The organism is Bacillus cereus group sp. BfR-BA-01524, assembly GCF_022662595.1.
Lineage (GTDB): Bacteria > Bacillota > Bacilli > Bacillales > Bacillaceae_G > Bacillus_A > Bacillus_A thuringiensis_S.
Genome location: NZ_JAKUDW010000043.1, coordinates 1 through 17,172, shown reverse-complemented (window position 1 = coordinate 17,172; position 17,172 = coordinate 1). Strand labels below are relative to the sequence as shown.

Below are 17,172 nucleotides of genomic sequence, written 5' to 3'. Positions count from 1 at the left end.
GTATGGAGGTAAATTAACTAGCTAATTTCCTCATAATCCATTCAATAGGTCCTCTAGAAAATTTCTTTCTCCATAATACGCTAAACAAAATACTGAAAATGAAAAATACAGTAACAAATAATAAAACGAAAAGTAGTGTTTGATGTTCCATTCTATTGAATAGAATTAATGTCCCAATCCCGATAAATACATGACTTACATAATGAGTTAATGTTAATTGACCTGTTTGTATAATGGAAGTAACAAACCAATTATTTTCATATTTTTCAGTGATATAGAGGCAAAGTATTAATATAGCAATAGCGGATCCTGTAGCAGATAAAATATATAATATATTTGGTAAAATGGGTCCTGTATTAAACAAAAATGTAGCAGCTTCTTTGCCAATGTGTGGAATGAAGTAATGCGTGAGCCCTTTTGATAAAAGTTCTATCAGTATGGTGAATGTAATACCGAGCAAGAGCAACCTATCTCTAATCTTTTTATTATGAAGATCTAATCTGCCAATTATCATACCGATTAAGAAGAATGAAAACCAAGGGAAAAAAGGGTGATAACCATTAAAGAATAAATTGCGAAGAAAACCGTTTACTGTCCAGAAGTCTACATAGTTTATAAATAGAGTAGGACCTCCCCAACCTTCGAAAGTATTGAAAGTAAGCTGAAGAGATTGTGCCAAGAGTAGGATAATAATAGATAACAAGAGTAATGCTTTTTTTCGGACTGTAATGAGTAATGCAGCAACGAAAAGGTAAACACCGTAGTAGTGTAATATATCCCCAGTCCACTCCATTACGTATAAAAATAATCCTAAAATAAATAAGAATAGTGCCCGTTTCCAGATGATTTTTCGGCTATTAGAAATTTTTATTTTTTCATTGCTAGCAACAGATGATCTAGTCATTAAAGATATGCCAATTCCAGCAAGTATAACAAACAAGGCAGAAGCTCTACCTTCAAAAAGTGACATGAAAGTTATTAAAAATGGGGGACCATTTCCTTCTGCACCTGTTATCACCATAAAATTAACAAGCAGCATACCAAACATCGCCAAAGCTCTAGCAAAGTCTAAGCCGATAATTCGTTTTTTAGTATTCAATTCAATCCCTTCTTTCAAAAATACTGTTTACAGCTTCCATCCATATTTGTCTATAATCTATATCCACATGTAACATCATAAAATTCCCGACATTATCAAGCACTAATGCTAACATATGAGCTTTTGAAACTAGATTTTTATTTTCAATCAATTGAAGCTCATTTGCTTTTGTAAGGAGGGATTCAAATCCTTGTAAATATTCTGTTTGCACAGTTAGTAATCGATCTTTGTACATATCATTTCTTGAAGATAGTAATACATATTCTTGCAACACACGATTAAAATAAGGATCGTTCTGCTGTTCATCAATTATTTTGAATCCAATTTCAATGCATTTCTCAATAAAATTTTCTTTCGTAAACTCTTCTGTATGAAAGAAGGAAGAAAACTGCATCGCAGCACATAATTCTGTGAAAATACATTCGATTAATGCATCTTTAGATTTAAAGTAATAATAAATGGACGGTTTAGCAATTCCGACTTCTTCAGCAATCATTGAATAAGTCGTTTTGGTAATACCATGTCCGGCAAACAGTCGATAGCTTGCTTCCATAATTGAAGAGAGTGTTTCTTCACTTTTGCTCATAATAAAGCCTCCTAAAAAAAGGTTATATAAATCGTATCATTCATTAATATTTTTTTCAACCTACCGTTAGGTAAAAAGTAGCCTATTTTTTACAAAGTCATTTAAAAAGTTTAAGAGTTAAGGAATTGCTTTAGAAATATATTTCTAAAGTATTGTGTTCACTTTACACATAAATATTGAGAAAATTTCACTTACCCTAAATAAAAAGGTAATAGAAGTGTTTATAGAGAATTACTCGTAGATTCAATTTTTATCCCCCCATTTTGTGGGGAATGATTGCCTAGTGGTAATGGGATAAGGTTGAGCTACTTTATTAGGGGGAGTGGTTCTATGTTTAATAAAAAAATGGTGGCAATGGCAATGACTGTACCGTTAGTAATGGGGACGATTTCTACGGTTTCGGCATTGGAAAAACAACAGCAAGTAAAGTTAGAAGCTTATTCGCCACAGAAAAAAGCAACTGAATATTTAAAAGAAAATGCTGCGCAGTATGGATTGAAAACAGACCTTTCAGACTTGCAATATATTTCTACAACAGAAACGTCAGTAGCTTCATATGTTAGGTTCCAACAAGTTGTTAATGGTGCACCTGTATTTTCAAAACAAATAACAGTTACGCTTAACGGAGAGGGAAAGGGAGTACTCGCTGTTTCTGATTATCAGCCTGTTACAGGTGTGAAGGAAGTAACGACAAAAATTAGTGAAAAAGATGCAATACAAAAATCAATGGCGTATGTTGGAGAAGCAAGTGAGCAAAATTTATGGGCTCCTACAGATAAAGAGTTCGGATATATTGTTGAAGAAGGAATTGCTCGTCCAGTATATAAAGTTGTAGTCCATTCTAATAATCCATTTGGTGCATGGGAAACATTTATTGATGCAGAAAATGGAAAGTTAATTAAAAAGGTTGATATAAACCGAAAAGCTGAAGGGTCAGGAAAAGTATTTTTACCTAACCCAGTCGTATCTAGCGGTAGTAAAGTAGGCTTAAAAGATAATAATGATGCAGATTCAACAGCTCTAACGAACCAATTGAAGACTGTTACGTTAAAAGGCTTAGATGGAACAGGATTTTTAATTGGAGAGTATGTAACGATTTCTTCAAAAGCAAAAACAAAATCTACAAACTTACAATTTAACTATACACGTGCAAATGATAGCTTTGAAGATGTGATGTCGTATTATCATATCGATACATTACAGCGTTATATTCAAGGGTTAGGTTTTAAAAATATTAATAACCGTTCGATAAAAGTGAATGTTAATGGTACAACTGATGATAACTCATTCTATTCTCCATCAACAAAAGCTTTAACTTTCGGTACTGGCGGTGTTGATGATGCAGAAGATGCTGGTATTATCGCACATGAGTATGGGCATTCGATTCAAGATAACCAAGTTCCTGGCTTTGGTAGTTCAGCAGAAGGTGGAGCGATGGGAGAAGGATTTGGCGACTTCTTAGGTGCTACATATGAAGATGCAGTATCGACTACTGGATATGGTAAAGCATGTGTTGGAGAATGGGATGCGACAGCTTATTCTAGTTCAGATCCAACATGCTTACGCCGATTAGATACGAATAAAGTATATCCGAAAGATATAACGAATGAAGTGCATGATGATGGTGAAATTTGGGCTCAAGGTCAATACGAAATGGCACAAGCTTTTGGCCGTGATGTAGCAACGAAAATCATTTTACAATCACACTGGTCATTAACACCAAACTCTAAATTCAGTGATGGAGCGAAAGCGATTAAGCAAGCGGATGCTCTTTTATATGGCGGACAACATGCTGCTGATATCGATCGCATTTGGGCAGCGAGAGGCATTAATACGAATTAATATAAAAAGTCGTGGCATTAAGCCACGACTTTTTAATTTGCTTACGAACTGGTACTAGTAAATAAAGCTATATCAATGTTAGTGTGAATATATCCGGATCCCATTTACTTTTTAGCTTCTTTAAAAACAAAATGCTCTTTAAATTTTCTAGATTCAACTTTTTGACCATTTCGCATCGATCGGAATGGGTGTTCTTGCCATGTAATAATCACATCAACCTCATCCGCTTTTGTAGCAACAGGTAAATTAGCGTGTTCAAATCCAGTTTTTCCACTTGCTAAACGACTTTCCTTTAGGGAAAAGAGTTCATATTTCGTTTTCTTATTTGGTTCGTTGCGGAATACTTCGACGTTTACATTATATACTTCACTATTCCCGACATTCTTTACTGAAAAATGATATGTTTGAAATTCATTTTTTTTAGCTTGAAGCATATTCTTGTTTGTTTTTTTCGGTTTATCAATATTCACTTGCCATTGATCAGAGTTTTGGGAGATTGGTAAAGATTTTGGTGAATAGGCGTATGTTTCGTTTACTACAATTAGGCAAAACAATAGGAGAAAGAAACTAATTGCTTTTTGCATATACACACCTCGCTATAAAATTTTTTATTAATATGCGTGAAAAATACAACTTTTATGTAATAAAATGGAAAAGGGTGACGATTTGATTCAAATACAATTAAATAAATTGGAAGAGATAGTAAATGGTGAAGGATTACAAGAATCATTTCATTATATAGAGATGCAAGGCGTCTGTATTGACTCTAAAAAAATTACGAAAGGGAATTTGTTTGTTCCGATTATTAGGGTGAAAGATGGACACGATTATGTAAAAGAAGCGATGGAAAAAGGTGCGGCTGCTTCTTTATGGAAAAAGTCTTACGGTGATCCTCCAAAAGGAATACCGATTATTTTTGTAGATGACACATTACTTGCACTGCAAAAAATAGCGCGATATTACCGAAAGACAAGTAATGTGAAAGTTATCGGAATTACTGGTAGTAATGGAAAGACAATGGTAAAAGATATAATAAGCACGATATTAAGTACAACTTATCGTGTGCATAAAACGAAGGGGAATTTAAATAGTCAAATTGGTTTACCACTAACGATTTTAGAAATGAAACAGGATACAGAGTTTTTAATACTTGAAATGGGAATGAGCGAAACGGGACAAATTCGAAACTTAGCACAAATAGCACAGCCAGATGTAGCGATCATTACAATGATTGGACAGTCACACTTAGAAACGCTTGGATCAAGAGAAGAGATTGCGAAGGCTAAATTTGAAATTGTAGACGGATTAAATGACGGTGGACTGTTCTTATATAATGGTGATGAGCCATTACTTTCTCAAAATATTAATATGCTAGGTATAGAAAGTAAGTCGTTTGGTGGAAAGTATACAAATGATTTGTTTCCAACGAACGTACAATTAGATGAATATGGTGTTCATTTTAAATTAAATCATTCAAAAATACAGTACGATGTTCCCTTACATGGAAAACATAATATTTTTAATACGATTGTCGGAATCGCTGTAGGTCAATTTTACAAAGTCCCTATAGAAAAAATACAAGAAGCATTGCAGCAAATAAACATTACACAAATGCGCTTTCAGTTTTTAACCGCTAAAACAGGTTTTACAATTATTAACGATGCATGGAATGCCAGTCCTTCCTCCATGAAGGCTGCAATTGAAACGTTGCAGAAATTAAATGCCTATAAGAAAAAAATTATAGTGATTGGGGATATGTTGGAGTTAGGCAAGAAAGCTGAAACATATCATAGAGAAATTGGTGAAATGTTAAATGAGGAGAGCATTCAATATGTATTTACGTATGGAGAGTTAGCCAAAATTGTAGCGGAAGAAGCAAGAAAGAACTATCATACAGGAAAAATAAAGTCATTTGATAATAAAGCCAAAATAGCAGAGGAAGTATTGAAAGTTATAACGAAAAAAGATGTTGTTTTACTGAAAGGTTCACGTGGAATGGCTTTAGAGGAGATTGTACAAAACTGGATGTGAAAAATCAAAATATATTTAAAAGTGCTTGCATTTTATAGGGTGAAAAGTTAAAATACTCTGTAAATATAAAAAGTGATGATCAGGAAAAGTACATGGTGCAAAGGTCTACAGAGAGCAGCCGGTTGCTGGGAAGGTTGCGATACCGCATGATGGAAAGACACCTGTGAGCGTTGCTTTGAACGTGATTATTAGTAAAAGCAAACGGTACCTACCGTTATCAGGGCTAAGATGGTCAGTATGACAATTTGGGTGGTACCGCGGAAAAAAATCCGTCCCTATTTATAGGGGCGGATTTTTGTATTCTTTGAAAGGGGGTGAGTGACCGTGGATGATGACGGTGACAACAATAACGTAAATAAATATAAAATTACTGGAGGGAAAAATAATGGATTCAATAATGAAGCGTTCACTCACAAAAGAATGTACAAAGCAAAGTGGAAAGGTTGTATTACTTCAAGGATGGGTAAAAAAAATTCGGCACCTTGGAAATGTTAGTTTTTTATTATTACGGGACAGAACAGGAGTAATTCAATGTGTATTAGAAAATGAATTGGCCGGATATAAAGTTGATGTAGAAAGTGTTGTCCATGTAATCGGTGAGATAGTCGAGACGTCGAAAACGGAATTGGGTGTTGAAGTACTTGCTCATGAAGTGAAAGTAATAAACGGTGCAGAGCCACTTCCATTTGAAATAAATAAAAAGAAGTTACAAGTTGGCTTAGATCAACTACTTAATGAGCGGGTAATATCATTAAGGCATGAGCGAACTGCAGCGATTTTTAAAGTGAAATCTACACTCGTTCAGAGCTTTAGTGAATTTCTAATAGAGAACGATTTCACACGTATATTTACTCCGAAAATTGTTTCACAAGGGGCAGAAGGAGGAGCAAATGTTTTTAAGCTTCCATACTTCCAAAAAGAAGCTTATTTAGCACAATCACCACAGTTCTACAAACAAATGATGGTAGCGGGTGGACTAGAACGAGTTTTTGAAATTGCACCTGTATATAGAGCGGAACATCATAACTCTTCCCGTCATTTGAATGAATATATCTCGTTAGACGTAGAACTTGGATTTATTCATGATTTTTATGAAGTGATGCAACTAGAAACGGATGTTTTACGATATATATTTCAACAAGTAGCGAAAAAATGTGAAATAGAACTACAACTATTACAAATAGAAGTACCTGTTATTACTGAAATACCTAAAATTACATTGTTAGAAGCACAAGAAATTTTGAAAAGTAAGTATCGTAAAGAATCTCCTGTAGGGGATTTAGATACAGAAGGTGAAAAGTTACTAGGGAAATATGTAAAGGAAACATATAATAGTGAATTTGTTTTCATTACACATTATCCGAAAGAAGCGAGACCGATGTATACGATGCAAAATAAAGAGAATCCAGCTATTACTGATTCATTCGACTTATTATATAAAGGGTTAGAAATAACGTCAGGGGCACAGCGAATTCATGATTATGAAATGTTACTCGCTTCGTTTAAAGAAAAAGGATTACACCCAGAGAAATTTCAATCTTATTTAAATACATTCCGATACGGTTGTCCCCCGCATGGAGGTTTCGGAATTGGGTTAGAAAGGATTGTATATAAACTATTAGAATTAACAAATGTACGAGAGGCGAGTGCTTTTCCGAGAGATTGTACTCGTCTTATACCATAATATTAAAACCCTTCTATGAATATAGAAGGGTTTTGTATATTTAAACATAAGTTAAAGAGAAGAAAAATGTCTTTTTGTGTGAAAATATGTAAATTATATCGAGAACATTTTATAATAAATTGAGAAAAAGAAAATTCATAAGTTATAATGAAATGTGAATATAAAAAAAGTTCATATAATAATGTATGGAAGGGTATGAAACATGTTATATCAAACTCAAGCAACACAACAAACACCAGCTTATATAATCTATCTTCTTGATGTAAGCGCATCAATGAATCAAATGATGGATGTAGAGGGAGAAGAAAAAAGGAGAATTGACATTGTAACAGATGCTCTTTCTTTAGCGATTCGCCAAATGGTATTTCGTTCGACAAAAGGTAGTCGATTGCTTCCAAGATATAAGTTATCTATTTTAGCTTATAGCGATCAAGTTTTTGATCTTTTGGGTGGGGTGAAAACAATAGATGAAGTAGCAAGACTACGTCCACTAGAAAAAATTCAAACGCATCGCTTAACTGATACAGCAAAGGCTTTCTCTGTAGTGGAGAAGTTATTGCAAAAGGAATTACCGAATTTACAAGACGGGCCAGCTCCTGTTGTTTGTCATATGACAGACGGTGCTTCAACTGGCGAAGATCCAGAATTAATTGTGCGAAGAATTATGAATATGTCTGTACCTGATGGAAATGTACTAATTGAAAATATCTTTATTTCGGATGAAATTATGCAAGAACAAATTACTAGTATAAAGAAGTGGGAAGGGATTATGCCACATACAGAAATTACGGATGAATATGGTGCAAAGTTGCAACGACTTTCCTCTCCTATCCCTCAAAGTTATCGTGAGATGATGACTGAGTATGGTTTTCATATTGGGGATGGTGCAGTGATGATGTTTCCAGGTACAAATGCAGATTTAGTATCACTTGGATTTCAAATGTCTGCTGCAACGCCGGTTCGATAGGAGGGAGAAAAATAGTGAAGTATATCCTGTCGCAAGAAAAAGAAACAGTATTACAAGAGAAGAAAGGTGAAAATTTTACATATCGATATAGTTACGTAAGAGCTAAAGAAACGCAAGACTTAAATGAGAGTGGACAAGATTTTCTTATATTTCAAGATAATGGGACTAGTATTACCTTTGCATTATGTGATGGTGTAGGAATGTCTTTTCATGGTGAAATCGCTGCGAAATTTCTTGGTATGAAATTATTAAATTTATTTGAAACATTGCAGGAAAAGAATATTTCTATTCTATTAAATGAAGAGTTGGAAAAGTGGAAAGAAGAAGCAGCAGAGGAAGTGAGGGTATTTCAATTGCCAGAAGAAACACCATGGTTACTTCTCGATGTATTGGAAGAAAAGAGGAGAAAAGGTAGTGAAGCTATGTTCATTGCTGGGAAAATAGAGCTCATTCCAAATCAAGACGAAGTAGATGTAACAATAGTTACACATGGCGATTCTTTTGTACAATTGTTCCAAAATCAGAAAAAGTGCTTAAATGAATTGAATTTTGAGAGAAGTGTAGGGAAAAGATGGTCTACACATCATGGTATTATTGGTGGTGAATTGGATATTTTTTCAAAGAAGTTATCTAGAGAAGAAGTAACTAGAATTGTAATTCATTCAGATGGACTTATGTCGCTTATGCAGTATAACTTTGAGGAAGTCTTACAAAAAATCGAGAGGGCACAGTGCTCACCGACGAGCGATGATATTTCGTTTTTAGATATTTCTTGGTAAGAATACAACGGAAAGGTGAATATACGTGGAAGAGATTATTGTGACGTACATAAAACAATCAAATGAAGAAATAGATATTGCGATCCCAAATGATGTGAAAGTAATACAAATTATTGAAGCAATTTTACATCACGAAAAAATAGATGAAACATTAAGTGAAATTTACGAAATTAGAGTGACAAAGGATAAAGAAGAGTGGCATTCTATTCGAAATGACGAGACTTTGAGAGATAATGATGTTTGGGATGGACAATATGTAATGCTAAATAAAAAAGGGGCGATTATCCCTTCTTTTGAAATGTTACCGGCAGAAGAAGTTAATAATGAACCTGTTAAACAAGGTATATCTTCTAGTGAAGAAGATTATGTATGGAAAATCATTGAGTAATAGTTTTGAATGGGGAAGGAGAAATGCTTTGTGCAAAAATCACCATATTTTCAGCGCTCTCCGCGTGTGAAAGTAGATATACCAACAGGGGATGTTATTATTCATGATCCGCCAAATATACCAGAAGAACCTAAATTTTCTATTGAAACAATGTTATTACCAGCGATGATGACAATTTTAACATTGATATTGTATTTTGTGATGATGAAATTTATGAAGATGAATGCAAGTTATATGCCACTTATGATGGTTTCGAGTATCCCAATGTTAGGATCGTATGCAATTACAACGATGGGGCATTTCCGTAAAAAGAAAGAACATAGGCAAATGGTGGAGCAGTTACAACAAAGATATTTGGAGCAAATTCAAAAGCATCGAGTGGAGTTAGATACGTTAAAGGTTGAACAAGCGAAATATTTAATAACACAAAATCCAAGTCCACTAAAGAGTGTACAAAGAATTGAAAATCGAGAAAGTAATTTATGGGAGCGAACACCTGAAAGCCCAGACTTTTTAGATATCCGTATTGGAACAGGTGAGAGACCATTTTATGTTGAATTGAAAGTGCCTGAACAGCAAGGTTATGAGGAAAATCCATTAATCACAGAAGCACAAAATGTGAAAAGAGATTTTAATACAATCCCTAATGGGCATATTTCAATATCATTGAAAAAAAATGATGTAATTGGTGTGGTTGGCAATAAAGAAGATCGATTGAACTTCACTCGAATTGTAACGACGCAAATTATGACACATCACGCTCCAAATGAAGTGAAAATAGCAGCCTTCTATCATGAGAAGGAGAAGAAAGAATGGGATTGGATGAGGTGGATTCCTCATGTGTGGGATGAGCAGAGAAGCATGCGTTTTTTATCTGAGAATCAACAAGAAGCGCAGAAATTAGCTGAAGCGTTGTTCACACCACTTAATATGCGTAGAATTTATAATTCCTCTGCACAGGTAGATGCGAAAATACCTTTAATCCCAATGTATGTTTTTTTCTTATCCGCGAGAGAATTTTTAGAAGATGATCCTATACTTCCAATGTTACTTAGAGAAGGGGAAAGTGTCGGAGCATCTACATTTATATTTGCAGAACAGAGAGAACGATTGCCGATGGAATGTGATCTTGTTATTAGCTTAAACGGAGAAAATGGTGAGTTAGTAGAAACATTTTCAAGCTCAGCTGAAAATAGCGGGACAACGCGTGCTAGTTTTAAAGTAGACCGACTTTCATTTGAACGATGCGAATCAGGTGCGCGAAGTATTGCTCCTATTCGAATGAAAAGTTCTACAGCGGCTAACATACCGAAAGTATTAACTTTTTTAGATTTGTTCCAAGTGAAAAAAATGGAAGAGTTACAGGTGCTAGAGAGATGGAATAAAAATCGATATCCAAATTCATTGCCGGTTCCAATAGGTGTAAGAGAAGGAAGTAAACCTGTGTTTCTAAATATTCACGATAAAATTGAGAAGAAAGGACATGGTCCGCATGGTTTAATGGCTGGTACAACAGGTTCAGGGAAAAGTGAAGTGATCCAGTCTATTATAGCAGCGTTAGCGGCTACCTATCATCCTCATGAGATGGCATTTATGCTTATCGATTATAAGGGTGGCGGAATGTCAAACACGTTTGCAGGATTACCACATATTATCGCATCTATTACAAACTTAGAAGATCCGAACTTAATTGAGCGTGCAAGAATATCATTAAAGGCGGAATTAGAGAGAAGACAAAAATTGTTTATTCAGGCTGGAAATGTTCAACATTTAGATGAATATTATGAAACAAGCTGGCGTGAAAAAGAACCTTTGCCACATTTATTTATTGTCATTGATGAGTTTGCTCAAATGAAAAAGGAACAACCAGAATTTATGGACGAACTAATTAGTGTTGCTGCAATAGGAAGGACATTAGGAGTTCACTTATTATTAGCTACACAAAAACCTTCAGGGGTTGTAAATGATAAGATTTGGAGTAACTCACGTTTTCGAATTTGTTTACGTGTACAAGATGACGCCGATAGTCGTGAAATGTTAAAAATTCCAGATGCCTCTAAAATTAATGTACCGGGAAGAGGTTATTTACAGGTTGGAAGTAATGAAATATTGGAATTGTTCCAATCTGCATGGAGTGGAGCACCTTATAATCCAGATGAAGAGAAAGTTCTTGCTGTTGTTGATTTTACAGAAGTTAAGCTTTCGGGTGAAAGAATAAAAGTGAAAAAGCGCCCAAAACCAATGACAAATAGTCCAAAGCAATTACAAGCGTTTATTCACTATATACAGAACGTATCGGAGAAAGAAAATATTAAAGCATTGCCAGGGCCGTGGTTGGCACCTTTACCAGAAAAATTATTATTAAAAGAGTTTTATGAAATGGAAAATTGGACTGCTGATGTATGGAATAAGGAGAAAGAAAATTTACAAATTACGGTTGGATTAATTGATGATGTCGGAAATCAAGCGCAGTATCCTTTAAAGCTCGATTTACAAGAAGGCCATTTAAATATATATGGTATGCCAGGAACAGGAAAAACAACGATGTTACAAACGATCATTATGTCCCTAGCAGTATCTCATACACCAGCTGAAGTGAATTTTTATATTATTGATTTTGGACGTATGTTTTTAGATTTTAGAGATTTACCTCATGTAGGCGGGATTGTACAAGAGGACGAATATGAAAAAATGAAACGTTTATTTGGTTTTTTGAAGAAAGAAATTACAGAAAGAAAAGAGAGTTTTTCTAACATCGGTGCAAAGTCATTTTCTATGTATAATCGAATGGTCGGAAAGAAAGTTCCTGCTATTGTTGTAATGGTAGATGGTTATATAAGATTTAAAAATGAATTCGAAAAAGAGAATGAAATATTAGAAATGTTATTACGAGAATCAAGCACATACGGCGTGTACTTCTATTTCTCGCTTAATCAAACTATTGATATGTTTGATCGTGTTCGTAATAATATACCGATGGCAATTACATTGGAATTGCAAGATAGAACTGAATATCATAGTTTAGTTGGTAGACCTAATTTCCCATTAATCGAAGTTCCTGCTGGTCGTGGGTTAATGAAAGGACAACCGCCTGAATTGTTCCAAGCAGCATTGCCGTTTATTGGTGAAAGTGAATTAGAATATTCACAGCAGTTAAAAACGATTATTCAAACAATGAGCAGTGAATGGAATGGTGAAAAAGCAAGAGAGATTCCAATGGTTCCTAAAGAAATATTTGTAGAAGATTTAGTTGAGCGATTAAAACCAGCTCAAATTTCTGCAGGAGTTGAAACAGACGATATTCGTTTACAAAGTTTTTCATTGGACGAAATGAATCATATATTTATCGGTGGAAGAATAGAAGGTGGGAAAACATCATTATTACAAACACTTCTGTTCTCTACTGCTTATCAATATTCTCCGGATGAAGTCGAATTATACTTAGTAGATTTTGGTGAAAGACCTACAGGTATTTTAGCTCTTGGAGATTTGCCTCATGTAGAGAAGAGGTTTACAGATGGTATACAATTAAAAGAAATGTTAGATGATCTGCTAGAAGTAATAAATAATAGAAAAGTAGTTATGCCATCTTTAGATTCAAAAGAAGAAGTGGAAATGCCATATAAGAAAATAATTATTGCAATTGATGATATTGATCAAATGTTAGCGATATTATCTAACGACTTTGATTCGAAAAATAAAATGGAACAAATAGTTCAAAATTGTAAAAATAAAGGGATTCATTTTGTTGTGGCCGCTACAACGTCTAGTGTAAATAGCTATTCTCATGAAAAATGGTTTACAGAAATTAGAAAGAGAAGTTTTGGTTATTTATTAGGTACGACTCAAAATAGTGATGTCTATTTCTTTAATATAAAGCTTCCACATACTGAGATGGATCGAGAATTATCAAGTGGGGATGGATATTGTATACGTAGAAAGCCAATGAAAATAAAATGTGCATATACACCACCACATTTACTTTACAAAATGACAAATAAAATTATTGTGAAATGGTCAGAATTAAAGGTTAAATAATATTAAAAAAGGGTTAAATTACAAGAAAATAGAATTTTTTTGTAATTTACCCCTTTTAAAATTGTTCGAATATAGTTTATAATCTAATTGTTGTATCATTTAAGAATTGAAAGGGGAAATATATACAATGGCAGAAATTAAAATTACACCAGAAGAACTTGAGCGAATTGCTAGTAACTTTACAAATGCAGCTGGGGAAGCTCAAAACCAAATTAATAGACTTGAAGGCGACATTAATAGTTTAGAAGGACAATGGGCTGGGGCAACACAAGCGAAGTTCCGAGGCGAATTTGCTCAATCTAAACAAGCGATGCAACAATACATTCCAATTTTAGAAGGTATTTCATCAGAATTAAAACGTATTTCTGATAAATTCCGTAACACAGATAACGCATATTAATAATAGAACAATTGCAAAAGACCAGGAGCTATTGTTCCTGGTCTTTTCTTTAAAAATTGTCATATGAGAGTAAGGGGATAAAATGGGATTCCGACCAGAAGTAGGAGAAAAAATTATTTTTAATAAAGATGTTTATCGTTTTGAGAAACATCCAGCAGTTATTGGGATTGAAATGCCATATGGGCAAGAGGGAAGACAAGGAACAGTTTATCAATTACAACATGAAAATGGTGTGGAACGAATTGCGTTAAAAGTTTTTAAAGAGCGCTATCGTGATGAAAAACATCAACTAGCATTTTTAAAGCCACTTTCCTCCTTAGCTGGTCTTAAAGTATGCTCACGCTATATCGTTACTACAGAAGAACATATATCTGCTATCGAAAAATCAGAAGATCTTGCTAATAGTATTGTAATGCCTTGGATTGAAGGGCCAACTTGGGCTGATATTTTACAAGAACAACGAGTGTTATCAAAAGAACAATGTTTCTTTATTGCAGAAGCATTTCTTACAACACTTAAAATGATGGAGGAAAATGAGGTTGCTCATAATGATCTATCATCCAGTAATGTACTCATACCTTTTTTAAGTGAAAATCCAATTGAAGGCCAACATTATATTGAACTTGTTGATGTTGAGCAAATGTATGGACCAAAAAGTAAAAGACCTTCATTATTGCCAGCAGGTTCAGCGGGTTATGCACCAGTGTATTTGGAAAACGGGATATGGCAAAAAGAAGCCGACCGTTTTGCTGGCGCCATTTTATTAGGTGAAGTATTAAGTTGGTGTAGTGAGGAAATTCGAAATAACAAATGGACGGATGCCAGTTACTTTAAAACGGAAGAAATGCAGACGGAATGTGAAAGATATACGTTACTTCAGCAAGAATTGCATAATCAATGGAATGGGGAAATCGCACAGTTATTTAATCAAGCATGGAATAGTAACACTTTCGCAGAATGTCCAAGCTTTGCACAATGGTACGATGTATTTCATAGTGCAAGAGAAATAGTAAAAATTGATGCGAAAAGGCAGTCAGAAGAAGAACACTCTCTTTTTGTATCGAAATGTTTGGAAATTGCAAGATTATTAGAAGAGAGAGGATTTAAACAAGCGGCATTATATGAATATAAAACAATTTTTAATTCACTCAATCCATCAACAGCTCTAAAACAAGAACTCGCATATATTATTCAACTACTAGAGAATCAAGAATCTGAAATAAATCAAAAAAAGGTGCTGCAAAGTTATGTGGAACTAGCTACTGAATTGGAGCGAGAAAATAATAAAGAATATGCTTGTTTCGTCTATTCACGAATCGTACAATTTCCAAACATTGATCATGCGTTAAAAAAGGAAATTGAAAGCATTATTAAAGAGATAAAAGAAGAAAAAGAGCCAACAATACCAGAAATAGCAGCTACAATCACAGTTCCAAATAGCATTTTACAGAGTCGTAAACAAACAAAAAAACAAGTTGAATATGATATAGATGATGAAATTTTAAATGCAAAAGCATCGAATCAACCTCTTACATTAACGCATGAACAAAAAGAACCGTCCGCCTTCTCAATATGGTGGAACAAGAATAAAAAACGGGTTTTGATTATTGGCTCAATTGTAGTAGTTGTTATAGGTGGTTCAACACTATTTTACTTTTATACAACAAATGCTAAATACCAAAAATTTATGGGACAAGCACGCCAAGCCTATCATGATAAAAAATATATAAAAGCAGAAGAAGCTGTTGGTCATGCGATCGCAGTGAAAGGAAAAGATGAAGCTCATCTTCAGCTAGCAACGATTTACATTGCTGAAGGGAAAAATAAAATTGCAATCGACTACCTTACAAAATTAATAAAAGATAGAGAAATAGATAAAGAAAATAATGAAGCGGCATATCTATTAGCTTCAGCGAATTTCCGTATAGGAAAATATCAAGAAGCAGTTCCGAATTTCGAACAAGCATTAGCGAATAATGCAAAAGGAATTGAACCATATAAAAAAGATGCGATGCGAGATTTAGCTGTAAGTCATATGAAAATGAAAGAATTTGAAAAAGCAGAAGATGTTATTGTCAAAATGAGTACGAAAACAAATGAAGATAAGGCAATTGTTTCATATTTAAAAGGACAACTAGCAACTGCAACTGTGCAATTAGATAAAGCAGAATCTTTCTTTAAAGAAGCCATTATGCAAGATTCAAAGAATGCTATATATGCAATTGAACTTTCGAATTTATATGTACTTTGGAATAAAACAAATTTAATTGATAGTGCAAAAAAAGAAGTGAATTATCAACAAGCATCGCAAGTATTACAAGCTGCAATCCAAAAAGATATGAAAAATATAGAGTTACTAAATCAATTAGGAATTGTATATTATGAAGCTGGTCAATTTTATGAAACACGAGATGGCGGAAAAAGTAATGCATCGTATCAACAAGCGTTAGAGGCTTACAATAGAGTTGTTAACAACGGGACTCGTGACACAAATACGCTTGTGAATATAGGGATTTTATACGACAAAGTGGGACAAGGAAATGAAGCCGAGAAATTTTTCACGGAAGCATATTCACAAAATGATGAAGATCCGCATGTGAATTTTGCATTCGGGATGTTTAAAATTAAACAAAAAAAATATGAAGAAGCGAGTCGTTTCTTAAGAAAAACGGTACAAGCAAATGAAAATGAAACTGAAGTAAGAGCAGCACAAGAAAAACTAACAGAGATGAAAACAAACGGCTGGATTCAATAAAGATGTGAAAAGGGGAAGAAACATGGAAGAAAACAACAACAATCTAGGAAAAAAAGTTGCTATATCAGTAATGTCGGTGGCTTTATTTGGAACGTCAGGATATCTTGTTTATGACAAAGGCTTTAGTACAGCAGGAAGAGAAACGGTAAAACTAGCAAGTAATACAGAAGAGAAAAAAGATGACCGTATTACAGGAAGTAATTTACAGTCTATGTTCCCAAATTTAGTTGCTGATCCTGCAAAAAAAGATGACAAACCTGGAGAAAAACCAAACATTAATTTAGCAGATTTAATCGGAAATAATAAATCACCGATTACACCAGTGACGTATAAGCCAGATGATGTGTCGGTAGAAAAGAAAGATCCACAAATCAAATTATCAGATGCACCAGCGCCACAAAAGCCGGAACTGCCAACTAATATGGGGGGGCCTGTGGTGGAGCCGAGTAAAAATTTACCGGATAGTTTGGTGGATACGGGGAAAACACCAGGTGGTGATAAGGAACTAGAAAAACCAAAACCGGATGGTGATAAAGAGCCGGAAAAACCAAAACCAGATGGTGATAAAGAACCAGAAAAACCAAAACCGGATGGTGATAAAGA

The 17,172-nt window shown here is 34.3% G+C and carries 12 protein-coding genes, 1 pseudogene and 1 other annotated feature; of the genes and pseudogenes, 10 read left to right on the top strand and 3 right to left on the bottom strand.

The annotated features are described in order from the left end of the window. Positions 1–13: 13 nt before the first annotated feature. On the bottom strand, positions 14–1,099 hold the full coding sequence (locus tag MR170_RS16660) for a DUF418 domain-containing protein (protein ID WP_242308705.1): 1,086 nt from the start codon (positions 1,097–1,099) through the stop codon (positions 14–16). A gap of 1 nt (position 1,100) precedes the next feature. Next, complete coding sequence (locus MR170_RS16655; protein ID WP_000045218.1) at positions 1,101–1,685, bottom strand: TetR/AcrR family transcriptional regulator; 585 nt, start codon at positions 1,683–1,685, stop codon at positions 1,101–1,103. A gap of 330 nt (positions 1,686–2,015) precedes the next feature. On the opposite strand from MR170_RS16655, the gene MR170_RS16650 reads away from it, so the two are divergent. After that, positions 2,016–3,527: a M36 family metallopeptidase gene (locus tag MR170_RS16650; RefSeq protein ID WP_242308703.1), complete on the top strand. Its 1,512-nt coding sequence runs from the start codon at positions 2,016–2,018 to the stop codon at positions 3,525–3,527. Between the two features lie 104 nt (positions 3,528–3,631). On the opposite strand, the gene MR170_RS16645 is transcribed toward MR170_RS16650, so the two are convergent. Beyond that, positions 3,632–4,111, bottom strand: coding sequence for a hypothetical protein (locus tag MR170_RS16645; protein ID WP_242308701.1), 480 nt, complete (start codon positions 4,109–4,111; stop codon positions 3,632–3,634). A gap of 64 nt (positions 4,112–4,175) precedes the next feature. On the opposite strand from MR170_RS16645, the gene MR170_RS16640 reads away from it, so the two are divergent. The 9 genes and pseudogenes from MR170_RS16640 to MR170_RS16600 form a co-directional block, all read left to right on the top strand. Further along, a complete protein-coding gene (locus MR170_RS16640; RefSeq protein ID WP_242308699.1) occupies positions 4,176–5,558 on the top strand; it encodes a UDP-N-acetylmuramoyl-tripeptide--D-alanyl-D-alanine ligase in 1,383 nt (460 codons plus the stop codon). A 66-nt stretch (positions 5,559–5,624) separates the two neighbouring features. Beyond that, positions 5,625–5,838 (top strand) — a binding site (T-box leader). 105 nt (positions 5,839–5,943) lie between these two features. Beyond that, on the top strand, positions 5,944–7,242 hold the full coding sequence (gene aspS, locus MR170_RS16635; protein WP_242308697.1) for an aspartate--tRNA(Asn) ligase: 1,299 nt from the start codon (positions 5,944–5,946) through the stop codon (positions 7,240–7,242). Positions 7,243–7,444: 202 nt separating this feature from the next. Then, positions 7,445–8,209, top strand: coding sequence for a vWA domain-containing protein (locus MR170_RS16630; protein ID WP_000966848.1), 765 nt, complete (start codon positions 7,445–7,447; stop codon positions 8,207–8,209). Between the two features lie 11 nt (positions 8,210–8,220). Next, positions 8,221–8,988 (top strand): hypothetical protein, encoded by a 768-nt coding sequence (locus MR170_RS16625; protein WP_053564633.1) that lies wholly within the window; start codon positions 8,221–8,223, stop codon positions 8,986–8,988. 25 nt (positions 8,989–9,013) lie between these two features. Next, entirely contained in the window at positions 9,014–9,376 is a 363-nt protein-coding gene (locus MR170_RS16620; protein WP_000391135.1) for a ubiquitin family protein, read from the top strand. Between the two features lie 30 nt (positions 9,377–9,406). Beyond that, positions 9,407–13,414, top strand: coding sequence for a type VII secretion protein EssC (essC, locus tag MR170_RS16615; protein WP_242308696.1), 4,008 nt, complete (start codon positions 9,407–9,409; stop codon positions 13,412–13,414). Between the two features lie 127 nt (positions 13,415–13,541). Continuing rightward, a complete protein-coding gene (locus tag MR170_RS16610) occupies positions 13,542–13,814 on the top strand; it encodes a WXG100 family type VII secretion target (RefSeq protein WP_053564631.1) in 273 nt (90 codons plus the stop codon). Positions 13,815–13,896: 82 nt separating this feature from the next. Beyond that, positions 13,897–16,569, top strand: a complete 2,673-nt coding sequence (locus MR170_RS16605; RefSeq protein ID WP_242308693.1) for a tetratricopeptide repeat protein — start codon at positions 13,897–13,899, stop codon at positions 16,567–16,569. Positions 16,570–16,591: 22 nt separating this feature from the next. Beyond that, positions 16,592–17,172 (top strand): annotated as a pseudogene (locus MR170_RS16600) (hypothetical protein); the annotation flags it as partial.